Source organism: Pseudomonas sp. CBZ-4 (assembly GCF_000346755.1).
Taxonomy (GTDB): domain Bacteria; phylum Pseudomonadota; class Gammaproteobacteria; order Pseudomonadales; family Pseudomonadaceae; genus Aquipseudomonas.
Genome location: NZ_ANNV01000098.1, coordinates 12,964 through 35,346 on the forward strand (window position 1 = coordinate 12,964; position 22,383 = coordinate 35,346).

Annotated in this window: 19 protein-coding genes; 6 read left to right on the plus strand and 13 right to left on the minus strand. The window is 62.4% G+C overall.

What is annotated here, in order from left to right; translation table 11 throughout:
• Positions 1-22 precede the first annotated feature (22 nt).
• The gene (locus tag B348_RS0111630) at positions 23-1,243 is read right to left on the minus strand and encodes a hypothetical protein (RefSeq protein WP_017736288.1); all 1,221 of its coding nucleotides are present in this window, start codon (positions 1,241-1,243) and stop codon (positions 23-25) included.
• A gap of 13 nt (positions 1,244-1,256) precedes the next feature.
• Positions 1,257-1,706, minus strand: a complete 450-nt coding sequence (locus tag B348_RS0111635) for a YcgN family cysteine cluster protein (protein WP_017736289.1) — start codon at positions 1,704-1,706, stop codon at positions 1,257-1,259.
• A gap of 153 nt (positions 1,707-1,859) precedes the next feature.
• On the opposite strand from B348_RS0111635, the gene B348_RS0111640 reads away from it, so the two are divergent.
• A complete protein-coding gene (locus B348_RS0111640) occupies positions 1,860-2,444 on the plus strand; it encodes a nitroreductase family protein (RefSeq protein ID WP_017736290.1) in 585 nt (194 codons plus the stop codon).
• Positions 2,445-2,529: 85 nt separating this feature from the next.
• On the opposite strand, the gene B348_RS0111645 is transcribed toward B348_RS0111640, so the two are convergent.
• From B348_RS0111645 to cynR, 8 genes are all read right to left on the minus strand, one after another.
• Complete coding sequence (locus B348_RS0111645; RefSeq protein ID WP_256204292.1) at positions 2,530-6,069, minus strand: hypothetical protein; 3,540 nt, start codon at positions 6,067-6,069, stop codon at positions 2,530-2,532.
• A 49-nt stretch (positions 6,070-6,118) separates the two neighbouring features.
• Positions 6,119-9,589 (minus strand): hypothetical protein, encoded by a 3,471-nt coding sequence (locus B348_RS01000000129925; protein ID WP_157356502.1) that lies wholly within the window; start codon positions 9,587-9,589, stop codon positions 6,119-6,121.
• 145 nt (positions 9,590-9,734) lie between these two features.
• Positions 9,735-10,667 (minus strand): D-2-hydroxyacid dehydrogenase, encoded by a 933-nt coding sequence (locus B348_RS0111655; RefSeq protein WP_017736293.1) that lies wholly within the window; start codon positions 10,665-10,667, stop codon positions 9,735-9,737.
• Positions 10,668-10,774: 107 nt separating this feature from the next.
• Positions 10,775-11,068, minus strand: a complete 294-nt coding sequence (locus B348_RS0111660; protein ID WP_017736294.1) for a YcgL domain-containing protein — start codon at positions 11,066-11,068, stop codon at positions 10,775-10,777.
• Positions 11,065-12,198, minus strand: a complete 1,134-nt coding sequence (rnd, locus tag B348_RS0111665) for a ribonuclease D (protein WP_017736295.1) — start codon at positions 12,196-12,198, stop codon at positions 11,065-11,067. The genes B348_RS0111660 and rnd overlap by 4 nt, the downstream gene beginning before the upstream one ends.
• Before the next feature lie 123 nt (positions 12,199-12,321).
• On the minus strand, positions 12,322-12,927 hold the full coding sequence (locus B348_RS0111670; RefSeq protein WP_017736296.1) for a class I SAM-dependent methyltransferase: 606 nt from the start codon (positions 12,925-12,927) through the stop codon (positions 12,322-12,324).
• Between the two features lie 101 nt (positions 12,928-13,028).
• Positions 13,029-14,399, minus strand: a complete 1,371-nt coding sequence (locus B348_RS0111675; protein ID WP_017736297.1) for a glutamine synthetase family protein — start codon at positions 14,397-14,399, stop codon at positions 13,029-13,031.
• A gap of 245 nt (positions 14,400-14,644) precedes the next feature.
• The gene (gene cynR, locus B348_RS0111680; RefSeq protein ID WP_017736298.1) at positions 14,645-15,508 is read right to left on the minus strand and encodes a transcriptional regulator CynR; all 864 of its coding nucleotides are present in this window, start codon (positions 15,506-15,508) and stop codon (positions 14,645-14,647) included.
• 112 nt (positions 15,509-15,620) lie between these two features.
• On the opposite strand from cynR, the gene B348_RS0111685 reads away from it, so the two are divergent.
• From B348_RS0111685 to B348_RS0111695, 3 genes are read left to right on the plus strand one after another with little or no spacing between them, the layout of a single operon-like run.
• The gene (locus B348_RS0111685) at positions 15,621-16,253 is read left to right on the plus strand and encodes a carbonic anhydrase (protein WP_017736299.1); all 633 of its coding nucleotides are present in this window, start codon (positions 15,621-15,623) and stop codon (positions 16,251-16,253) included.
• 30 nt (positions 16,254-16,283) lie between these two features.
• Positions 16,284-16,754, plus strand: coding sequence for a cyanase (cynS, locus tag B348_RS0111690; protein ID WP_017736300.1), 471 nt, complete (start codon positions 16,284-16,286; stop codon positions 16,752-16,754).
• Between the two features lie 54 nt (positions 16,755-16,808).
• Complete coding sequence (locus tag B348_RS0111695; protein WP_026136744.1) at positions 16,809-17,648, plus strand: cache domain-containing protein; 840 nt, start codon at positions 16,809-16,811, stop codon at positions 17,646-17,648.
• 166 nt (positions 17,649-17,814) lie between these two features.
• Here B348_RS0111695 and pobA read toward each other — a convergent pair whose 3' ends face one another.
• Entirely contained in the window at positions 17,815-18,999 is a 1,185-nt protein-coding gene (gene pobA, locus B348_RS0111700; protein ID WP_177325330.1) for a 4-hydroxybenzoate 3-monooxygenase, read from the minus strand.
• A gap of 189 nt (positions 19,000-19,188) precedes the next feature.
• Between pobA and B348_RS0111705 the strand changes: the two genes are divergently transcribed.
• Complete coding sequence (locus tag B348_RS0111705) at positions 19,189-20,067, plus strand: helix-turn-helix domain-containing protein (RefSeq protein WP_017736303.1); 879 nt, start codon at positions 19,189-19,191, stop codon at positions 20,065-20,067.
• Between the two features lie 131 nt (positions 20,068-20,198).
• Here the strand turns inward: B348_RS0111705 and B348_RS1000000131750 are convergent, their stop codons facing one another.
• Positions 20,199-20,375: a hypothetical protein gene (locus tag B348_RS1000000131750; RefSeq protein ID WP_177325328.1), complete on the minus strand. Its 177-nt coding sequence runs from the start codon at positions 20,373-20,375 to the stop codon at positions 20,199-20,201.
• Positions 20,376-20,475: 100 nt separating this feature from the next.
• The gene (locus B348_RS0111715; protein ID WP_026136745.1) at positions 20,476-21,381 is read right to left on the minus strand and encodes a LysR family transcriptional regulator; all 906 of its coding nucleotides are present in this window, start codon (positions 21,379-21,381) and stop codon (positions 20,476-20,478) included.
• 107 nt (positions 21,382-21,488) lie between these two features.
• On the opposite strand from B348_RS0111715, the gene B348_RS0111720 reads away from it, so the two are divergent.
• On the plus strand, positions 21,489-22,355 hold the full coding sequence (locus B348_RS0111720) for an MBL fold metallo-hydrolase (RefSeq protein WP_017736306.1): 867 nt from the start codon (positions 21,489-21,491) through the stop codon (positions 22,353-22,355).
• Positions 22,356-22,383: the final 28 nt, after the last annotated feature.

The window sequence follows — 22,383 nt, forward strand, 5'->3', positions numbered from 1 at the left end:
CATTGCCACATTGGGTTTTGCGTCAACGCAGTAATTTGCTGTCCAGCACCACCGACCCTTCGCCGATCACGCTTTCTGCAAGCTGCACAAACTCGGCAGTGGTGATGCTATTGGCCCGCATCACCGCCTGCGTCAAATCATCCAGCGAGCGCTTGTTGTGGGTCTTCACGCGAATCTCGCGGTCCAGCTCCTGCAACACCACCACCGCTCGCGACACCGTGGCGCCACTGACCTGCTCGCCACGCAAGGTGGTCACGTCCTTGCCTTCCTTCACCAGCCGCGCCTGGATCGCCTGATAACGCTCATCGGTAATGCCCCCGGCACGCCGCACCAGTTCGATGGCGTAATACTCGGCCAGGCCTTCGCTGATCCAGTCACTGGTGTCATGGTCGTTGAAACGCCCGATCGCCTGCACCACTTCACGGATCAACGGGCTGCTGCCGTTTTCGCTGATCAGCGGCGTGCGGCTGTTGAGGTAGATCGAGTCGCGGGCCGAAAACGCGCCACGGCGCATCGGGTCGCTGGCGCCGACAATCAGCAACTTGGCCGGATGCCGTGGGAACGCGGCTTCCACCTGGGGCCAGACGAAGGTCAGCAACGTCAACACATCCATGCGGCGCATGGCCTGGCCCTTGGGCGAGGCCACGGTGACTTCGGTTTCGCCCAGGCGCACGCGGCGGCTGCCAAGGGTGCCGGCAAGCATCCAGCCGGTGGGTCGGTCGAACAGGCGCGAGACGTTGTCGATGCGGAACTTGTTCTTGCCGATGCGCGGCCAGGCGGTCTCGATGCTTTTCCAGCCGGCGGGCAATTCGAATACCAGCCGCGAGACCAACTCGACACCGTCCTGCTGGTCGAGCCGTGCGGTGGGCACCAGGTCTTCGCCGCGAAACAGCGCCCAGCTCGGCGTCATGCGCGCTTCATAGAGGCCCGCCTTGCGCGCGTGGGTGAGGCGTACGCGGTAGGTCAGGCTGGCCTTGTCGGCGCCGGGTTGCCACACGCCTCGGCGGTCCTTTACTTGCCACTGGCCGTCGGCCTTGAAGTCGCTGTAGTCGCCGTCATGGCCCAGGTCAAAGTCCAGGCTGCGCACTGCCGAACCCTGGGACAGGCTCACCCGCACTTCGGCCTGATCGCTCTGGGGCAGCAACTTGACGTGATAATCCAGATCGACTTTCTTCGCGCACCACCCCGGCCCGCTCAGCGCCAGCAACACCAGGGTGGTGGCCAGCTTGCCTGCCATCGTCATAGCGACTCCTTTATCAGCCTGCGCGGAAGATCAGGTAATCCTCCCAGTCGTCTTCGGGCACGCTGCCTTCGGCGAGCATGCGCCCGGACTGGGAAATGCGTTCGTGGTGCACGGCGTCGCGGTCGCCGCAGACCAGGTGGTGCCACAGCGGCAGGTCCTTGCGCTCGCTGACCAGGCGGTAGCCGCAGGTCGGCGGCAGCCATTTGAACTGGTCGGCCTGGCCGGGCGTGAGCTGGATGCAGTCGGGCACCGAGTCGCGGCGGTTGGGGTAGTCGGTGCACTGGCAGGTTTTCAGGTCGAGCAGTTTGCAGGCGATGCGCGTGTAATAGACGCTGTTGTCGTCTTCATCCTCAAGCTTTTGCAGGCAGCACAGGCCACAGCCGTCGCACAACGACTCCCACTCCTCCTGATCGAGGTGTTCAAGGGTTTTGCGTTTCCAGAAAGGTTCGACTATGGCGGCCATGGTTCTACATCAGTATCGGTCGGTGAAAAGGCCGCCAGTCTAGTGCCCAAGGCCCCGGGAACCAAGCGCTTACGACTGGCGGTGTAACAACACTTGTCAGTCTAGCGGGCGCGCAGTAGCTTTGAACGCCGAATTGACCCTCAGGAAGCGCCCATGACACGTGTTGCCGACTACCCGATCCACACCCAGTTCACCGAACGCTGGTCGCCCCGCGCCTTTACCGGCGAGAGCATCCCGCAGGAAACCCTGCTGAGTTTCTTCGAAGCCGCGCGCTGGTCGCCGTCGGCCTACAACTCGCAGCCATGGCGTTTTCTCTACGCGCGCCGCGACACGCCGGACTGGGAGCGTTTCCTCGGCCTGCTCAATGAATTCAACCGTGGCTGGGCGCAACACGCCTCGGCGCTGGTGATCATCGCCTCGAAGACCGACTTCACCGCCCCCGGCGCCAGCGAAGAAACCCCGGCGTTGTGGCACACCTTCGACACCGGTTCGGCCTGGGGCCACCTGGCGTTGCAAGCCAGCCTCAGCGGCTGGCACACCCACGGCATGGCCGGTTTCGATCAGGAACTGACCCGCAAAGAACTGAAAATCCCGGAAGGTTATGCCCTGCATGCCGCCGTTGCGGTGGGCAAGCTGGGGGACAAGTCGACCCTGCCGGAATACCTGCAAGGCCGTGAAGTGCCGAGCCCGCGCCGGCCGTTGAGCGAGCTGGTGTCGGAAGGTGATTTCAGCCTGTAACGCCTAACGCTCTCCCGGCGGTGAATCATTCGTGAGTCACCGCCGGCGATTGAATGACCACGTGGGCAGCCAGGCAACGCGACGATCAGGCTGCCATCAACAATTTATTGAACTCGGCATACAAGTCAGCCTTTTCAAGTTCGTAGTCATCCATCAGGTCATCCGGCAAAGGGTCACCGTCAACCCCGTTGCTGTGTTTTCTGGTGCTGATATCCAGCGGGTAGATTTTCTTATCCTTGGCTGAATACAAGAAATTCCCCAAGTGCAGATCGCGATGGAAGATGCCTTTGTCCTCCATGGTTTTGAAGGCGTCATCCAAAAGCGCTCGCACGTCTACCGGCAGACTATTGCGCTGAATGCCTTTAAGACTGACGCCATCCAGCTTTTTCATCTTGATATAGGCATCCCCCATGTCAGTAAACGCCTCGGCAAAGCCCTCGCCATAGTAAGCGTTCAAGTAATACGCTTGATCCATGACGGCGTTGATATCAAATGACTCAACCTCTGTGTCGAAACATTTGTACACGCTGGTGCCATCGCGACTTTCATAGAGCACCGCCTCTGCGCCCGAGCCGATCTCTCGACCACAATCGCTATTCACCGGAAACGGATACCCCCCCTTCGCGCCAAGGCGTTGCCACTGGTCACCCTGCACATGTTGTACCAGCAGTTCGGTTTGCCGATTGTTGTGGTAAATCCGTGCCTGGACCATCCCCTCTTCGGTTCGGGTGGCTTGTCGAACCTCATACACCGCAGACTGACCCAGATGATCGGTGTGACGGATATACGTCGTGTGCCCATCCGCCGCACGGTAAAGACCCTGACTGTTGCGCGACAGCCCGGTGATCGAAGACTCCGGCACCTTGAAAGCGGCATGCCACTCATTGTTCAACTGCGCACCGCGCGGTATGGCCTTGGCCTGGACCACCCCCTTGATTGCATGGGTGCTGGGCGCAAATGCTTCGAGGGGACGGCCATAGGGACGCAACGTTTTTACATCCAGGGCATACCACTGCCCTTTGTGTAAGATCGCCCCGCCCTCCACCATTTCCCCAGCGACCTTGAAGGTGCCTATTGCCGCCGCGCCATGCTGCTGGCTCGCTGCCTTCAAGACGTCATAGCTGCCGCTTGCCCCTCTGAGCCAGTTCACACCCTCAAGGCTTTTGAAAGCCAACTGCCTGACACCTTGCTTGATGAGTCCGGCGGCGCCCCGCGTCAAGTCGCCGACCCCGCTCAAGGGGTTGAAGGCTTCAATCGCTGCGGCCCCTAGAAATCGCGCCGCTCTTGCCGCGCCGCTCAGGCTGGAAATGCCCTTGGAGAATGCTTTGCCCGCTTGTGCGGCCTTGCCCGCGCCCAAGGTGACCAAGCCAATGACATCCAGGCTCAGGTCAAACAACCCGTCGGCGACGTTGCCGTTGCTGAAGTTGACGATGGCGGACCGCAGGGGGATGAGGTTGAGGAAAAACTCACCGATCGCCTTGTTGGCTGCCGCGTTCTCGTCAAACGACGTGATGCCCCTGGCTTGCTGCAATACATCGTCATTGTGCAAATCCAGGGACGTGGCAAAGACCCGGCCAATGTAGTCGCTGCGCGGCGAGCCGAACGTTGCGCTGCCTTGCGAAGGCACCGGGCGCTCCTTCGCCAGGTCAGGCTCATCCTTGAACGGGTCGAACAGCACCGTTTTGCTGATGACGTTGGCCTCTACCTGGTGCAGGTTCTTGTCGGTATAAGGCGGGGTATAGCGGGTTTTCCAATAGTTCTGCTTTTCGATCGTGGCGCGCCGGGTGTCGATCTCATAGATATTCACCTCACCCTCAAGCGTGGTCTTGACCCGTAACGTGTGCCCACGGGTTTTGAGGGAGGGCTTGGAAAACAGGTCCATGGCCATCGTGTAGTCGTTGGTATGGAAGAATTCCAGTTGCCCGTATTCGAGGTTCCTCTGGTCTTGCGGCGGCAATGTCGACATCAGGTAGCGGGCCAGCCCCCGCTGGCCCTGTTCAATCGCGGTGATCGCCTGGTCGTACTGGGCCTTGAACGGTTCGGCGACCTGCAATTTCGAGTTTTCGTACAGCTGGCAAAACGCTGCCGCCGGAATGCGTTTGTCTGCGGACACCCAATGCTCCTGAGCGCCCAACTTGTCGCCATGCATCACGACATCCAGCATCGAACGTGCCCCGGGAAAACGCCGGTCACCGCCTTCATTTCGAAATACTTTCACCAGGCTCTGCGCTTCAAACAGCGCGGGTTCAAGCGTCGGGAATGCGGCCTTGAGCGCGGCCAGCGCCATCTCTCGGCGACTCGGGATGGGCGTCTGCGCCAAACTGCTGGCCGTGGTCAGCGCCTGCAACTGGCGGTTGTATTCGCCCCGTACAGTCTCGCGCTCGGCATCCGATGGCGTGTCGTTGCCGAGCAAACCATTGGCCACGCCCCAGTCTGCCAAGGCATTTTTGCGGATGTCCTGGAGCACGGGCTCAGGGGTCTCGACCTGCTCGGCCAACGCCAGCACTTCGCTGTAGCTCAGGTTGAGCGAGCGCCCCGGCGAATCGGCCTCGATCCGCGCAGTGGCAATCGCCAACTGGGTCCAGGTGAGGCTGCCATACGTCACACTCGGCGGAATGTCCTTGACCAGAAACTGCGGTGCCGACTTCGCCAATACCAGCCGCGCGCCCAAGAGCGCGGTTTGCTCGCTCACGCGGCCTTTATCCAGCAGGTGCCGACGCAGCCCCTCGATCACTGTCGAAGGCCGTTGGCCCCGGTGCTGGGGCTGCGCCAGATCGAACCCGGCGACGCTATTGCGCACGGGCGCCTGGCCATATTCGGGATCCAGGCCCAGTTGGATCGCGGCCAGCAGGTACTCATTGAGGCTGCGGTCGGTGGCAATCGCGCCCAGTTCCGTCTGGATGGCCAGCCCCAACGCTTGAGCCTTGGGCGAGCCGAGCAGTTTTTCGATGGCGCGGGTCGGGGCCAGCAAGTCGGCATCGGACACGGCACTGCCACTGAGCAGATACCCCAGCGCACCTTTGCGCTCATCCGCCAGCGGCAACCCAGGCAACGCAGGGTTGGCGTTTTGCATCAGTGCAATGATCGAGCGCTGATCGTCGGTGCCGAGCGGCACGGGCCAGGCCAATGCACCACTGAAATTACCCAGTGGATGGACCTGCGCATGCCGCGCCACACGCTGGCTCAGATCGACCAGTTCGGCCCAGGACTCGGGCACGCTCAAGCCACTGCCCTGGAGGTAAGACTGAAGGCTGACCAGGCTTTGCGGCGTCAGTGCGTGCTGGCGGTAGTAGGTGGAATCCTCGCACACAGGCATTGTCATGCCGTGCAACAACGACGCCAGTTCGGCGGCAAAGGCGGTTGTGTACTGCCCTGGTGTGGGGGAAGCGTCCGGGGAAAACCGCGGGCTCAAAGATGCCATCACTGCCTGAAGCTTCTGCGCCAGTGCTTTCCAGTTGCAGCTGTCGCCAAACGCTGTTTTCAGTGCGGCCGGGTTATCGAGGCTGGCCGCACGGGGCGGCACGATAGGTATTCGAGTCTGCTTGGCGCTCGTCAACGAAGACTGGATCGGCGGGGCCAGTGAAGGTCTGTGACTGAAAGCGCCTGGGGGACGGATGACGGTCATGTAAGTGTCGCTCCAAGGAAAAAAAACAGGACAAACCTGCCGTGGCCGCTCACGCGATCAACTCACGGAACTGCGCCCGCAGTTTTTGGGCATCGCGCAGGAAGTCATCCCGGTGTATCGCGTAGGTCGCCTCATCAACGTGCAGGAGGTCGCGAGGCGGAGCGGACAGGTCCACGGGGTAGACTTTGTTTTCCGTGGCCGAGTAGAGGAAGTTCGACAGCTGCATATCGTCGTGGAACAGCTCCTTGTGTTGCAGGGTGTCCAACATGTCTTCGAGTGCGCGCCGGGCCTGCGGCGGCAAGCTGCGCGGGGGAATCTGCTCCAGGCTCACCCCAGGCAGTTTTTTCATCCTCTGGTAGCCATGGCCGTTTTCGAGCATCGCGCTGGCAAACCCTTCGCCGTAATACTGGTTCAGGCTGGCGGCTTGGCTCTCGAAGTAACCGGGGACTTTTGTATGACCCGGGCTACGGGTCTCCTTGTAGACATGCATCCCATCAAGGCTCTCGTAAAGGCGGCCCTCTGACCCGCCGCCAATCACCCGTCCGAGATCCGCCGCCACCCCGGACGGGCTGCCGCCGCTGGCGCCCAGGCGCATCCACTGGTCGCCCTGCACATGCTGGAGCAACAACGGGGTTTGCCGATTGGCGCTGTAAACCCGCGCCTGGACCCTCCCCTCAGGCGTATGGCTAACCTCGCGGACGTCATAGACTGCCGATTGGCCACTGCTGTCGATATGCCGGATATGGGAAACGTGGCCATCAGCCGCCACATACACACCCTGGCTGTTACGCGAGCGTCCGGCGAGGGTGGACTCGGGCAATCTGTATTCGGCAAACAGCCCGTTGCTCAGCTCCCGACCCGAGGCAACCTCCGCCCTGACCAGTACGCCGTCTACCGCCCGTGCATGGGCCTTGAAGTGATCGAGTTCGCCACCAAAAGCACGCAGCTGGTCGACGTCAAAGCCATGCCATTTGCCATTGCGCAACACGGCGGCGCCTTCAAAAGCCTGGCCTGCCACCTCAAAGGTGCCGATGGCCACTTCAGCGTGCTGTTTGCTGGCGGCCTTCAGCAGGTCGTAACTGCCACTGGCGCCTCTGAGCCGGTTGACCCCCTCGAGGCCTTTGGCAATCAGACGGCGGCCGCCGTTGCCGATCAACCTGGCGCCGCCCATGGCCACATCACCGACACCGCTCAGTGGGTTGAATGCAGCGATGGTGCTGGCACCGACAAATCGTGCCACTTTCGCCACCCCGCCGAGCGTGGTGACGCCCTTTGACACCGCCTTGCCCGCTTGTGCGGCCTTGCCGGCGCCCAAGGTGACCAAGCCAATCAGATCAAGGCTCAAGTCGAACAGGCCTTCGGCAATATTGCCGTGGGTGAAGTTGACGATGGCGGACCTCAAGGGAATCAGGTTCAGGAAGAATTCCCCGACCGCCTGGCTGCTGGCTTGCTGGTCGTCATAGGACGTGTTGCCCCTGGCTTGGCGCAACAGGTCGTCATTGCCCAGGTCCAGGGACTTTGCGAACACCCTGGCGATGTAATCACTGCGCGCCGAGCCGGCGTCGGGGCTGTCTGCGCCAGTGGACGGTTGCGCCTTGGCCAGGTCGGGCTGCGCATCCTTGAAGGGGTTGAACAACACTGTCTTGCTGATCACGTTGGCTTCTGTCTGATGCAGGTTGTTGTCCGTGTAAGGCGGTGTGTAGCGCCTGATCCAGAAGTTCTGTTTCTCGATCGTCGCTTTGGCAGTGTCAATCTCATAGACATTGACCTCCCCCCCCAGCGTGGTTTTGACCCGCAAGGTATGCCCACGGGTTTTCAGGGTGGGTTTGGAAAACAGGTCCATGGCCATCGTGTAGTCGTTGGTGTGAAAGAACTCCAACGCCCCGTACTCGAGGTTTTTGCGGTCTTGCGGTGGCAGCGTGGACAACAGGTACTGCGCCAGCCCCTGGTGGCCCTTTTCAGTGGCCGAGATCGCCTGTTCATATCGGGTCTTGAAGGTCTCGGCTATGTCCAGCTTGCCGCTGTCATACAGCTGGCAAAACGCCGTGGCGGGGATGCGTTTGTCGGCCGACTCCCAATGCACATCGGCACCCAGTTTTTTGCCGTGCATGACAATGTCCAGCATGGAGCGCGGCCCATCAACCCGCCCGGCCCTGCCGGAAGTCCGGAACACACCGACCAACGCCTTGGCTTCAAACAGCGCGGGGGCCAGGTCCGGGAACGCCGCCTTGAGCGCGGCCAGCGCCATCTGCCGACGGCTGGGGATGGGCGTCTGCGCCAGGCTGCTGGCCGTGGTCAGGGCCTGCATCTGGCGGTTGTATGCGATGCGCACTGACTCGCGCTCGGTGTCCGTCGGCGCATCGTGGCTGAGCACCCCGTTCGCCACGCCCCAGTCCGTCAGTGCCTTTTGCTGGATGCCTTGCAACAGGGTGTTGCTGGTGTGGAGTTGCGCAGCACACGCCAACACTTCGCCGTAGCTCATGGAGAGCGAGCGTCCAGGTGTGTCCGCTTCGATCCTGGCGGTGGCAATCGCCAATTGAGCCCAGGTCAGGCTGCCGTAGGTCACGCTCGCGGGGATTTGCCGGACTAAAAACTCGGGCGCGACCCTGGCCAGCAGCAACTGTGCCGCGAGCCTGGCGGTGTGCAAGCTGGCGCGGCCGCTGGCAATCAGGTGACGGCTCAGGCCCTCGATCACCTCACTCGCAGGTTGCCCGCGGTGACTGGCCTGCGCCAAGTCAAAACCGGCGGTTTTGTTCGGGCGGGTTTCCTGGCTCGACTCGGGGTCCAGCCCCAACTGGATCGCCGCCATCAGGTAGTCATTGACACTCGTGTCCGTCGGCACGCCACCCCGTTCAGCCTGGATGGCGTGCCCCAGTGCCTGGGCCTTGGGTGAACCGAGCAGTTTTTCCAAGGCGCGGCTGGCGACGCCCAGGTCGGCAGCGGTCACTGAACTGCCACTGAGCAAATACCCCAGCACGCCTTTGTCACGGTCAACCAGGGGCAGCCCCGGCAACCCCGTGGTCGTGCCCTGCAGCAGGTGTTGGATGGCGGCCTGGTCCTGCTGCGTCAAGGGTGCGGGCCAGGCCAGCGCACCGCCGAAATTGCCCAGGGGGGGCGTCTGGGCCCACTTGACCACCCGGCTATTGAGTGTGACCAGCTCCGCCAGGGTCCTGGGCACATTCAGGCCGCTGCCGCGGATAAAGTCCTCCAGGCTCACCGTGTGTATGGCCGTCAGTGCGTGCTGGCGGAAATAGGCTGAGTCTTCGCAGACAAACATCGCGGCGCTCTTCAGGCGCGAGGCCGGGTCACTGTCGTGCGTGCCCATGGCCTGGATAATGGCCTGGAGATGCCTGGCCAGGGTCTGCCAATTGCAGTTGTCACCGAATGCGCGGTGCAAGGCTGCCGGGTTGTCGAGGGTCTTGGGGGCCGAGGTGCTGGGCTGATCAGGCGTCGTCGATGACGCAACAGGCAATAAAGCCGCGATTGAAGGCGTGAAACGCGTAGCCGTGATGGCTGACATGAAAGTACCTGTCCATAGCTGAAAACGTCGTCGAGTGGGAGGCGCTTGTCGGCGCCTCCCGGGCTCTATGGGTGTTAAAACCCAAGGACGAAGTTCCAGCGTGAATGTCAGGCTTTATGTCAACGGAACAAATCTGAAAACCGGCTCAGTAACCGCGTTCGAAGCTGACTTCGCCACGCAGTGCCACCTTGGCCTGATAGGCCCGCAGGTTCTCCAGGAACAACGCCACCATCATCGGCGGCGATGTCGGCGCCGAGCTATGACCCGTCAACAACAGGCCCCAGGCGGTCCAGAACGGATGGCGTTGCGGCAGCGGCTCCTGGCGGCACACGTCGATCACTGCGCCCGCCAGATGCCCTTCTTTCAGCGCCTCGACGAGATCGGCATCCACCACCGCCACCCCGCGCCCGACATTGATGAACAACCCGGTCGGCTTGAATTGCTTGAACAGCGCCGCGTCGTACAGGTCATGGGTGTTTGGTGTGTTCGGCAGCAGGTTGATCACGTAGTCCACCTCCCCCACCAAGCGGCCCAACTGATCCAGGCCGGCCACTTCGACAAACGGCGCCTGCTCGCGCACCGTGCTGGCGATGCCATACAGCTTGACGCCAAACGGCACCAGGAACTCGGCAACGCTCTGGCCGATATCGCCGCTGCCGACGATCAACACCTTGCGCCCCGCCAGGCTCTGGCCCATGCGGCTGTCCCACTTGCGCTCGACCTGGCTGACCAGCCGCGCCAGCACTTCGCGCTCGTGGCCGAGCATGTAGGTGAGCACAAACTCCGCCATGACCTGGCCGTAGATGCCCACCGCACGGGTCAGGCGATAGTTGCGCGGCAAGCCCTCGGCCAGCAGCGGCGTGATGCCCGCCCAGGTCGATTGCAGCCACTGCGGCTGATGGCCCTGGCGCAACAGGGTGGCCAGCAGGTCGGGCTGGCCCAGCCAGACCGGGCAATCGGCGGCCAGGCGGGACAATTCGGCCGAGTCGCCGCTGGTCAACACCTCAAGGTCCGGTGCCGCTTCGCCCAGCAATTGGGCGTAGAGCGGGTGATCCTGTTCAGCAATCAGAACACGCATGCTTAAAACCTTTCAAAAACAGTGCAGACGGCCGCCCGCATCCTTACGGCCACCGCCCACCAATACGATTGCATTGAAAAATGTGCCCCGGAGGGGGCACTGACCGATCACATCGGGTCGTTGCGGCGCAGCAATTCTTCGGGCAAGTGTTCGATGTACTCGTCCTCGGGCGGCGGCATTTGCAGGTGGTAGCCCTGCTTGTCGAGGTTTTCCAGGACCTGCGCGATGTCTTCCTGTTGCAGCTTGCGCTCAGGCGTCAGCACCAGGTTGAACGCGAGCAGCGGTTTGCCGAATACAGCAAGCAGGCCTTCGGGCACCCGTTCCAGTTCGTCGCTTTTCAGCACGTAGAGGTACATGCCGGCGCGTTTGGAGCTGCGGTAGATGGAGCAAATACGTTTCAAGGCTGTTCTCCGGCAGTGGCCAGGCTGTCGAGCAGCGCCTGGCCCATCAACTCGCGGCGCCAGCCACGCAGCGAGTCTGGCAATTGGTAAGGCCCATCGGGGTAGCCACTTTTGACCAGGGCTTCGAGAGTTTTCTTGCGCAGCATCAGTTCCGGGGCCATGTCCAGGCGCTCGGCTTCGGCCTGGCCGAGGGCGCGCAGTTGCTTGATCAGCGTGGCGGCGTCCACCGGCAACGGCTCGGCCACGGCCGGCGGCCATTGGTCGATGGACACACTGCCGGCACGCTTGATCAGGTCCAGCAGGAACTGGCCGTCCTGACGCACGGTGCGCGGGTGCATGTCTTCGATCTTGCCCAGGGCGGCGAGGTTATCCGGCTGGGTCTTGGCCAGGGGCCACAACGAGTGTTCGCGAATGATGCGATTGCGCGGCAGGTCACGGGCACGGGCTTGCTGCTCGCGCCAGGCGCACAGTTCACGCAATACGGCGAGCTGGGCGCGGGACAGTTTCCACGCCAGCTTGGCGTCGCGGTACACCTCGTACGGATCGGTTTCGCGGCGCAGGTTGGCCACCAGCTCCGCACCGTCTTCCAGCACCCAGGCGTATTTGTCGTCGGACAGCTGCGGGCGCAGGCGCACATAGACTTCGGCCAGGTGCAGCGCGTCTTCGGCGGCGTAGCTGATCTGCGTCTCCGACAGCGGTCGCTGCAACCAGTCCGAGCGGGTCTCGCCCTTGGGCAGTTCGATGTCCAGCACCGCTTGCACCAGCCGTGAATAGCCCATGGAGAACCCGAGGTTCAGGTACGCGGCGGCCAATTGGGTGTCGAACAACGGCACCGGCAGGCTGCCAGTCAGGCGCAGCAACACTTCCAGGTCTTCGCTGCACGCGTGCACCACCTTGATCACCGCCGGGTTTTCCAGCAAAGCGGCCAAAGGTTGCCAGTTGTCGATGGTCAGGGGGTCGATCAGGTAAGCGCGCACGCCATCACCAATCTGGATCAGCCCGGCAATGGGATAAAAGGTGTCGACCCGCATGAATTCGGTGTCGAGGGCGACGAATGGCAACTGCTGCCATTCGGCGCAATGCTGGCCGAGGCTATCGTTGTCGCAGATCCAGTGAATATCGATGGCCACACGGCTCTCCCTTGAAGAATGGCGCGCAGTATATATCGCGAAAGGGCCTCGCGAGCACTCGCAATACCCCCGCCATCATGAAAACTCCGACAAGAGACGAAAGAATAGTCCGACAGGCGGCAGTTATCCTCTCTTACGCAGCACGTAGACCCGCCACAGCTTGGAGCCGGGCATGAATTCCTGGTGGTTGAGCACGCTGAAACCGGCCTGACGAAATTCGTCCTCCACGGCCACGGCCACCGCCGAATTGACCGAGACGATCACCGTGTCGCGGCTGACTCGATGAAACTCGCGCAGCAAGGCCAGGCGCCCTTCGCTGCTGGGCACATGGCGAAACAGCTCCAGGCAGAAAATGCAGTCCACGGCATTCGCCGACAGGCCGATGGAAAACGCCGAGCCCTGGAACGTCTTGATCCGCTTGAGCAGCGCCGCCGGGTGGTGGGTGCGGGCGTGGTCGAGCATGGCCTGGGAATTGTCCGAGGCCAGGATCACGCGGTTGACGTGCTCGGCCAACACCGGCCAGAAGCGCCCCGAGCCGCAGGCCAGGTCGAGGATCAACCCCGGCTCGCCCGCCACCTTCAGCGCGTGGCGCACCAACCGTTCATCACGCCACGCCGCCAGGCGCTGCAACAGCCCGGGCGGACGTGTGTCGCCACAGACCCGCGCGTGCTCACGATCACAGCGCTCGGCGTATTCGATCTCGATGGAGGATGGAGGTTGTGGCGACATCACGGGCCCATATGAAGGAAACGATAGTGAACGACCTTATGCCGCAGCTTAACCACTGCAACGTGAAAAAAAGGTCGAAGCCTTCACCACCGCAAACCCGATCAGGCTTGATGCAGATACCAACGCCAATCCTGCTCGCCGACCTCGCCCATGAACTGGCGGTATTCGGCGCGTTTGACCGCCAGGTAGACGTTGAGGAACTCGCTGCCAAACGCGTCCCGCGCCCAGCTGGAAGCTTCCAGCGCACGCAAGGTGGTCAGCCAGTCGGTGGGCAACAGCTCCTTGGCCTGGGCGTAGCCGTTGCCTTCCACCGGCGCGCCGGGGTCGCGCCTTTCGCGGATGCCGCGATGGATGCCGGCGAGGATCGCGGCGGCCGCCAGGTAAGGGTTGGCGTCGGCGCCGCAGATGCGGTGTTCGATGTGCCGGGAGTTGGCCGGCCCGCCGGGCACGCGCAGGCTGACGGTGCGGTTGTCCACGCCCCAGGTGGCGGCCAGCGGCGCGTAGCTGTTGGTCTGGAAACGCCGATAGGAGTTGGCGTTGGGGCAGAACAGCAGCAGCGAGTCGAGCAAGGTGCTGAGCATGCCGCCCACCGCTTGGCGCAGCAGCGGCGTGCCATCGGCGGCCTCGCTGGCGAACAGGTTGCGGCCCTCGGCGTCCGCCAGGCTCACGTGCATGTGCATGCCGGTGCCGGCCAGGTCGTCGAACGGCTTGGCCATGAAGCAGGCGGTCATCCCGTGTTTGTGCGCCACGCCCTTGACCAGGCGCTTGTAGCGCACGGCTTCGTCCATCGCTTGCAGGGCGTCGGAGCGGTGTTCCAGGGTGATTTCCACCTGGCCCGGGGCGTATTCGGAGATCGCCGTGCGCGCCGGGATGCCTTGCAGTTTGCAGGCACTGTAGAGGTCGGCGAGGAACGGCTCGATCTGCTCCAGCTCACGCAGGCCGTAAACCTGGGTGGAACGCGGGCGCCCGCCGTCTACATCCCGCGCCGGTTGCGGGCGGCCATGGCTGTCGGGCTTTTGGTCGAGCAGGTAGAACTCCAGCTCGGCCGCCATCACCGGGTAATACCCGTCGGCCTTGAGCCCGTCGATCACCTTGGCCAGCACATGCCGGGGATCGGCCACGGTGGCGGGTAATCCTTCTGTCGGATGCATGCTGACTTGCACCGCCGCCGTCGGAATCAAGCGCCACGGCATGCGCTGCAAACTGCCGCTGATCGGGTAGGCGCGGCAGTCGATGTCGCCCACATCCCAGACCAGCCCGGAGTTTTCCACGTCATCGCCATTGATGGTCAGGCCGAGGATAGTGCTGGGCAACGGCCGCCCGCTTTCGTACACCGCCAACAGCTCATCGCGGTGCAGCAACTTGCCCCGTGGTACGCCGTTGTTGTCGAGGATAAACAGCTCGAACATCTCGATGTCCGGGTGTTGCGCAAGGAAGGTGTGGGCTTCGTGCAGGCAGGCAAAAACACTCATGGGAATTCTCATACGTTTGCGTCAGACAGGCGCGCAGAGGCACGCCATCGATGGGATGGATCAACGTAGGAGAAAGGAATCTGGTGGGCGCGCGTGCCGGCAGTGGAACAATGCCCAGAAAGCCAGCTCGGGAAGCGTGTCGGGGGAACCGTCCATGGGGGATCACTGTGAGGTCGATGCCCGCAGCGTCACACGCCCGGATAGTTGGATAAATTCAGGGTTGACGGAGTTTGGTTGCAGTTTGGCTAAACATTCACCGTCGCCTTGATCAGCTCGACAAACGCCGTGCAGGCAGCGCTGCGATAGGCGCCCTGGCGACTCAACAGGGCCACCGTGCGCTGCGGCAACGCGGGGGTGATCGTCACCGCGTGCAACCCCGGATGGGCCGAGGCAATCGCGCTGGGCAGGATGGTGGCCAACGCGGTATTACGCACGATTTCAATGATCGCGCTGATGGAATTGGCCTCCATGGCGATGGGCGGTTTCACCCCCTGCTGGCGGCAATAATCATCGATATAGCGGCGGGTCGCGAAGCCAGGGTTCAACAGCACCATGGGCTGTTCCAGCCACGACGGCGCCTGCAACGCCGGATGGCTGGCGCTGACGACCACGCTGAGCGCCTCGACGAACAGCGCCTCACACGCGATATCCGGCAGGTGTTCGCCGGTAAAGCCGATGCCGATGTCCAGCACGTCCTCGGTCAGCGCGGCTTCCATGCGGTCCTGAGTCAGCTCTTCGACACTGACCGTGATCCCCGGATACAGGGCGTTGAAGCGCGCCAGCAGCGGGCCGATCAGGTAGGCGGTAAAGGTCGGTGTCATCGCCAGGCGCAGGTGGCCGCGGCTCAGGTCCTGCACGTCATGCATGGCGCGGGTGCCGGCCTGCAGGTCCTGCAAGGCCAGGCGCGCAAAACGCACATAGGCCTCACCGGCGTCGGTCAGGCTGATGCTGCGCCCGGAGCGGTCCAGCAGCGGCGCACCCAGGGTTTCTTCGAGCTGCTTGATCTGTTGCGACAAGGTCGGCTGCGACACATGCAGCGCCTCGGCAGCCCGGGTGAAATTGCGATGCTCGGCAACGGCCAGCAGGTAACGGATATGGCGCAACAACATCAACGGCACTCCAACTATAGGCATGACTTATAGAAACTATAACAAGCCGGTCTTGGACGCTATAGCTGAAAACTTCCATCCTTGCCCCATCAGCGACGCAAGGAGAATCACCATGCAGCATCTCATCGACGGCTTCCGCAAATTCCAGAGCGAAGCCTTTGCCCAACGCAGCGACCTGTTCAAACACCTGGCGACCACCCAAAGCCCCGGCACCTTGTTTGTGTCCTGCTCCGACAGCCGTGTCGTCCCGGAGCTGCTGACCCAGCAGGAACCTGGCGATCTATTCGTCATCCGCAACGCCGGCAACATTGTGCCGTCCTACGGACCGGAGCCTGGCGGCGTGTCGGCCACCGTCGAATACGCGGTAGCGGTGCTGGGGGTCAGCGACATTGTGATCTGCGGCCACTCGGACTGCGGCGCGATGACCGCGATCTCTACCTGCAAATGCCTGGATCACCTGCCGGCCGTGGCCAATTGGTTGCGCCACGCCGAATCGGCCAAGGTGATCAACGCCGCCCGTGACCACCTCTCGGACGCCGCACGCTTGAACGCCTTGGTGCGCGAAAACGTGGTGGCACAACTGGCCAACCTCAAGACCCACCCCTCCGTCGCCCTGGCGCTGGAACAAGGCCGGCTGACCCTGCACGGCTGGGTGTACGACATCGAAACCGGCGCCATCGACGCCCTCGACCACCGCAGCGGGCGCTTCGTCGCGCTGCTGGATCAACCCCAGGTTCACGCCTGAACCCCCTTTCCAAACCCAGAGGACATCACCATGTTGCAAGCTCAATTCGCACAAACCCCACGCCTGGCCCTGGCCGATACCGTGATCGACCTCAAGGCGCGCAAGAACCTGTCCTGGCAGGACCTCACCGACGGCACCGGCCTGAGCCTGGCGTTTGTCACCGCCGCCCTGCTCGGCCAGCATCCATTGCCTAAAGAAGCCGCCGACGTGGTCTGCGACAAGCTCGGCCTCGACCAGGACGCCAGCCGCCTGCTGCAAAGCGTGCCCCTGCGCGGCAGCTTCCCCGGTGGCGTGCCGACCGACCCGACGATGTACCGTTTCTACGAAATGCTGCAGGTCTACGGCTCCACCCTCAAGGCCCTGGTGCACGAGCAATTTGGCGACGGCATCATCAGCGCGATCAACTTCAAGCTGGACATCAAGAAAGTCGCAGACCCGGACGGTGGCTCCCGCGCGGTGATCACCCTGGATGGCAAGTACCTGCCCACCAAACCCTTCTGAATCGGCGCCGACCGTCTACGCTCTTGGCACACAGACAAGAACGAGGGACGGACCATGAAGGCAATGCTGCGCATCACCTGGCTGCTGCTGTTGTGTTGCAGCCAGGTACACGCCGCAACCGTTGAGGAAGCGGACGCGCAAGCCGCCAAGGCTTTGCTGGAAAAAGCCTTGGCGTACTACCAGGCCCAGGGCGACAAGGCGTTCGCCGCCTTCAGTCGCCAGGGCGAATTCATCGACCAGGACCGCTATGTATTCGTGGTCGATACCCAGGGCGTGCTGCTGGCCAGCGGCGGGCCCTCTTCCGCCTTGATCGGGCGTGAGGTGAGCGAAGTGCTCGGGCCGGATCTGCGCCAGTCATTCAAGGACGCACTCAAGGTGCCGGAAAGCCAAGGCATCCAGCAGGCCGACTACCGCTGGCAAAACTGGAACGACGGCAAGGTCGAACACAAACACGTGTTCTACCAGCGCATCGGCGAACGCATCCTCGCCGTGGGTTACTACTTGCCCCGGGCCACCCCGGAACAGGCGCGGGCGCTGCGCAACAAGGCGGTGGACGCGCTGGTCAAGGATGAGGCCGGCACGCTCAAGGCGATCAATTCCTTGCAGGGCGGCTTCCTCCAGGATGACCTGTATGTGTTTGTGGTCGATCTCAACACCGGGCGCTACGTGGCCCATGGCACCAACCTGCGGCTGATCAACACCGACTTCAGCAAGATCAAGGACCCCGACGGCAAGCCGGTGGGCGAACCGATCCTCAAGCTGATGGCCGAGCAGGACCAGGGGGAATACAAATACCGCTGGAAGAACCCGGTGACCGGCAAGGTTGAGAACAAGCATGCGTATTTGCGCAAGAGCGGGCATTTCATGGTGGCGGTCGGGTACTACAGCCCTTAAGCAAGATTGAAATGCGGTCAAAAACTGTGGGAGCTGGCTTGTGTGGGAGCTGGCTTGCCTGCGATGCAGACACCTCGGTACATCAGGCACACCCAGTTGATGCCATCGCAGGCAAGCCAGCTCCCACAGGGGCCATGTTCCTGCAGTTGAATCTTCGATATGCCTATTATTCGATGGCTTCGTAGGGCAGTCCGACATAGTTCTCGGCAATGTTCCTACGCCCCGACTCGGAATGAATGAAGTACTCCAGCTCACTCTCGGCAATCCGCTGGCTGAACCCATCCGCCTCGGGAAACTGATGCAACATCGACGTCATCCACCAGGAAAACCGCTCCGCCTTCCACACCCGCCGCAGGCAGATCGCCGAGTATTTCTCCAGCAGGTCCACGCGCCCCTCGCCATACACCTTGAGCAAAATCCGGTACAGGGTGCTCACGTCACTCGCCGCCAGGTTCAAGCCCTTGGCCCCGGTGGGCGGCACGATGTGCGCCGCATCGCCGAGCAGGAACAGGCGCCCGTGCTGCATCGGTTCCACCACAAAGCTGCGCAAGGGCGCGATGCTTTTCTCGATGGACGGCCCGGTCACCAACTGCTCAGCCAATTCGCCAGGCAGGCGGGTTTTCAGTTCGGCCCAAAAGCGTGCGTCCGACCACTCATCCAGCGGCTCCTCCACCGGCACTTGCAGGTAATAGCGGCTGCGGGTCGGCGAACGCATGCTGCACAGGGCAAAGCCGCGCGGGTGTTTGGCGTAGACCAGTTCAGCGTGCACCGGCGGGGTGTCGGCGAGGATGCCGAGCCAGCCGAAGGGGTACACGCGCTCGAAGATTTTCAGTGATTCCTGCGGAATCGACTGACGGGCAACGCCGTGGAATCCATCACAACCGGCGATGTAATCGCACTCCAGGCGATAGGTTTCGCCCTGGTGTTCGAAGGTGAGCCACGGCCGATCACTTTTCACATCGTGGGGCTGCACGTTGCGTGCTTCGTAGAACGTGCTGGCACCGGCTGCGGCGCGGGCGCTCATCAGGTCGCGGGTGACTTCGGTCTGGCCGTAGATCATCACCGACTGGCCGCCGGTCAAGGCCTTGAGGTCGATATGGGTGAGTTGGCCGTTCAGGGCCAGCTCAAAGCCATCGTGCACCAGCCCTTCGCGGTCCATGCGCTGGCTCACACCCGCCTCGCGCAGCAGATCGACCATGCCTTGTTCCAGCACCCCGGCGCGGATGCGGCCTTGCACGTAATCGGCGCTCTGGCGTTCCAGGATCAGGGTCTGGATACCGGCGTTATGCAGCAGTTGGCCGAGCAACAGCCCGGAGGGGCCGGCGCCGATGATGGCGACTTGGGTTTTCAGGGTTTTCATTATTTTTATCGCCTGTCCATTCAACCCGAACGGATTGAGTGAAAGAGTTGTCATTGGTCTTGTGGCTGACATTTTTCACTTGAGTGGCCGGCATAAGAAGGTGAAAACTGAGCCAAAGCCTGCGCTTTTTGCCAATCGGGGCGATTACCGCACCACTCTCCTGGGTATCGGATTGAAACCATGACCAAAACCGCGATTCCGGTCTTCAAGCTTTACGGGGAGGATCAGCAATGGCCGACCCCCGATTTGTTGCACTGCGAAACCATTTCCCGGCGCAGTCGGGAATACCAGTGGGAAATCCAGCCCCACCGGCACGCGGATCTGTGCCAGTTGTTGTATGTGCACAAAGGCCAGGCTCACCTGGAAATCGAAGGCCAACGCACCACGATCAACGAAGCGACGCTGCAAGTGCTGCCGCCGCTGTGCGTGCATGGGTTTCGGTTTGCCGAAGACGTCGAGGGTTATGTGGTGACACTGGCGGCGCCACTGGTCAGCCACTTGCAGGCGCAACTGGGGGCCACGGTAGACGGCCTGCAGGCACTGGGAAATTATCCGGCGGGCAAGGACAGCGACTACCTCAACCACCAGTTCGCCCGCCTGCAGGACGAATACGCCGATGAACAACCGGCGCGGGACATGATGATGCATGCCCTGGTCAGCGTGCTGCTGGTGTGGATCAGCCGCCAGGCGATCCAGCGCCGCCACCCACGGGCACCCCGCGGGCGCGAGTATTTCCGGCGGTTTACCCAACTGGTCGAGCAGCATTACCGCGAGCATCCGAAGATCGAGGATCTGGCCCACAAGCTGGGGATCTCGGTCTCACACCTGAACGGCACGTGTCGGGAGTTGGGTGGGCAACCGGCGTTGCAGATCATGCATGACCGCCAGTTGCTGGAAGCCAAGCGCCTGCTGACTTACACCAGCATGAGTATCAATGAGATGTCCGAGGTGCTGGGTTTCTCCGACCCGACCAACTTCTCGCGACTGTTTCGCCGACGGGTGGGGTTTTCGCCGAAGGCGTTTCGTGAGCAATTGAAGGCCGAAGTAACACCGAGCTAAAAGGTGGGCACTGGCTTGTGTGGGAGCGGGCTTGCCCGCGATAGCGGTGGTTCAGTTGAAACAGCTTTGGCTGGCACACCGCAATCGCGGGCAAGCCCGCTCCCACATTTAGATCTTCATCGCCACAATTTCTAGCGCAACGCGCTGAAACTGCCGGTATGCGGTACACACTGGTCCTGATGACAGCTGATCGCAAAGCTCGGCTGCATGCGGGTTTGCTCGACGCGGTAGGCGGCAGTGCCGTACAGCGCACTGGCAACCGCGCAGAGGGAGAAAATCATCAGGTACTTTCTGGTTTTAATGCTCATGGCACAGACCTCTGAGCGGGACTACAGGGTGCTGTTTAAAGCATAGGCCAGCCAGGGCGAGTTGCCATTATTGGCCCCTATTCAATCTGCTTATATTGGCTCAGAGACCGACGTCCCACGCAGGCTCCTGCGGAAACCTCTCCACCAGAAAATCCAACAGGCTGCGCAACGCCGACGGCATATGCTTGCGCGAGGCGTACACCGCGTAGATGTTCATCTGCCGGGGCTCGGCCGCGGGCAGCAGGCGCACCAGTTCGCCACGGCGGATGTGATCACCCGCCTGATAACTGGGCAGCATGCCGATGCCGGCCCCGGCCAGCGTCACGCGCAACAGGGTGCTGGCCTCGTTGGCGGTGATATTGCCGTGCACCGGCACCGACACGTGCTCACCGCCCTCTTCGAAATGCCACAGGCTTTTGCCGAAATAGGAGTGGGTGAGGCAGTTGTGCCGCGCGAGGTCTTCGACTTTCTGCGGCGCCGGATGCTCCAGCAGATACGCAGGGCTGGCACACACCACCGACCGACAGACGGTCAGGCGCCGGGCGATCAGGTTGGGGTCCAGGTCTGTGCTGGTGCGGATGGCCAGGTCGATGCGTTCATCCACCAGGTTCACCGTGCGGTCGAGCATTTGCATGTCCACCGTCACCAGCGGGAAGCGCTTGACGTAGTCGGCGATGGCGTCGGCCAACTGCGCCTGGCCGAACGAGGTGCTCACGCTCAGGCGCAACAGGCCACGGGGCGCGTCATCCGGTTCGCTGACGGCGGCCTGCATGTCGCAGCTCAGTTCCAGCAGTTGCCGGCAACGCGGCAGGGTTTCGCTGCCGGCGGCGGTCAGGCTGAGCTTGCGCGTGGTGCGGTGCAGCAGGCGCGCGCCGACCCAGTCTTCCAGCTCCGCCAGGTAGCGCGAGACCACCGGGCGCGACAGGTCCAGATGGTCGGCGGCGGCGGACTGGCTGCCCAGGTCCACCACAGTGACAAACACGCGCATTGCTTGAAGACGATCCATGATCTGCCCGATTTCAGAAACAAACTATGTCCCAGCATCGCATTTTTAGTTGCGTTTGGTGCAACTAAGCTCTGTGCATCCTTTGAATCGACTGCTGGAGCTGCCCGATGCTGTCCACCCTCAAACGCTTGACCCTGGCCACCGCCGCCCTGGCGTTCGCCGCCCATGCGGCCGCGGCCGACCTGACCCTCGACGTGTACAACCCCGGCGAAGCCGCGATCTTCCCGGTCAGCTCGGTGCTGGTCAGCGGCGCGAAAGACGCGATCCTGGTGGACGCGCAATTCGGCAAGGCCCAGGCCGAACAGCTGGTGCAGAAGATCCGCGCCAGCGGCAAGCACCTGACCACCATCTACATCAGCCACGGTGACCCGGATTACTACTTCGGCCTCGACACCCTCACCGCCGCGTTCCCCGACGCCAAGGTGCTGGCGCCGCAACCGGTGGTCGATCACATCAAGGCCACCGTCGCCGGCAAGCTGGAATTCTGGGGCCCGAAAATGGGCGCCGACAAGCCGGCCAAAACCATCGTGCCGGACGTGCTGCCCGGCCACAGCCTGAGCCTCGAAGGCCAGCAACTGGAAGTCATCGGCCTCGACGGCGCGCAGCCGGACCGCAGCTTTGTGTGGATTCCGTCGATCAAGGCCGTGATCGGTGGCGTGGTCGTCGCCGAGAACATCCACCTGTGGATGGCCGACACCCAGAGCGCGCAGTCCCATAAAGACTGGCTGGCGACACTGCAACGCATCCAACAGCTGAAACCAAAGACCGTGATCCCGGGCCACTACCTCGGCACCCCGACGCTGAAATCCGTGGCCTTTACCGCCGACTACATCAAGGCCTTCGACATCGAGACGGCCAAAGCGAAGGATTCCGCGGCCCTGATCGCGGCCATGAAAAAGCGTTACCCGACCCTCGCCGACGAAAGCTCGCTGGAACTCAGCGCCAAAGTCGCCAAGGGCGAAATGAAGTGGTGAATGGTTTTAAACCCTTAACGAACTGGAG

Excerpts from the sequence above, each read along its gene's own strand:
- cynR (WP_017736298.1), bottom strand. The coding sequence starts at position 15,508 with ATGTTGTTGCGCCATATCCGTTACCTGCTGGCCGTTGCCGAGCATCGC.
- B348_RS0111635 (WP_017736289.1), bottom strand. The coding sequence starts at position 1,706 with ATGGCCGCCATAGTCGAACCTTTCTGGAAACGCAAAACCCTTGAACAC.
- B348_RS1000000131750 (WP_177325328.1), bottom strand. The coding sequence starts at position 20,375 with ATGAGCATTAAAACCAGAAAGTACCTGATGATTTTCTCCCTCTGCGCG.
- cynS (WP_017736300.1), top strand. The coding sequence starts at position 16,284 with ATGTTGCAAGCTCAATTCGCACAAACCCCACGCCTGGCCCTGGCCGAT.
- B348_RS01000000129925 (WP_157356502.1), bottom strand. The coding sequence starts at position 9,589 with ATGTCAGCCATCACGGCTACGCGTTTCACGCCTTCAATCGCGGCTTTA.
- B348_RS0111685 (WP_017736299.1), top strand. The coding sequence starts at position 15,621 with ATGCAGCATCTCATCGACGGCTTCCGCAAATTCCAGAGCGAAGCCTTT.
- B348_RS0111655 (WP_017736293.1), bottom strand. The coding sequence starts at position 10,667 with ATGCGTGTTCTGATTGCTGAACAGGATCACCCGCTCTACGCCCAATTG.
- B348_RS0111630 (WP_017736288.1), bottom strand. The coding sequence starts at position 1,243 with ATGACGATGGCAGGCAAGCTGGCCACCACCCTGGTGTTGCTGGCGCTG.
- B348_RS0111715 (WP_026136745.1), bottom strand. The coding sequence starts at position 21,381 with ATGGATCGTCTTCAAGCAATGCGCGTGTTTGTCACTGTGGTGGACCTG.
- B348_RS0111640 (WP_017736290.1), top strand. The coding sequence starts at position 1,860 with ATGACACGTGTTGCCGACTACCCGATCCACACCCAGTTCACCGAACGC.
- B348_RS0111705 (WP_017736303.1), top strand. The coding sequence starts at position 19,189 with ATGACCAAAACCGCGATTCCGGTCTTCAAGCTTTACGGGGAGGATCAG.
- B348_RS0111695 (WP_026136744.1), top strand. The coding sequence starts at position 16,809 with ATGAAGGCAATGCTGCGCATCACCTGGCTGCTGCTGTTGTGTTGCAGC.
- B348_RS0111675 (WP_017736297.1), bottom strand. The coding sequence starts at position 14,399 with ATGAGTGTTTTTGCCTGCCTGCACGAAGCCCACACCTTCCTTGCGCAA.
- B348_RS0111670 (WP_017736296.1), bottom strand. The coding sequence starts at position 12,927 with ATGTCGCCACAACCTCCATCCTCCATCGAGATCGAATACGCCGAGCGC.
- B348_RS0111645 (WP_256204292.1), bottom strand. The coding sequence starts at position 6,069 with ATGACCGTCATCCGTCCCCCAGGCGCTTTCAGTCACAGACCTTCACTG.
- B348_RS0111720 (WP_017736306.1), top strand. The coding sequence starts at position 21,489 with ATGCTGTCCACCCTCAAACGCTTGACCCTGGCCACCGCCGCCCTGGCG.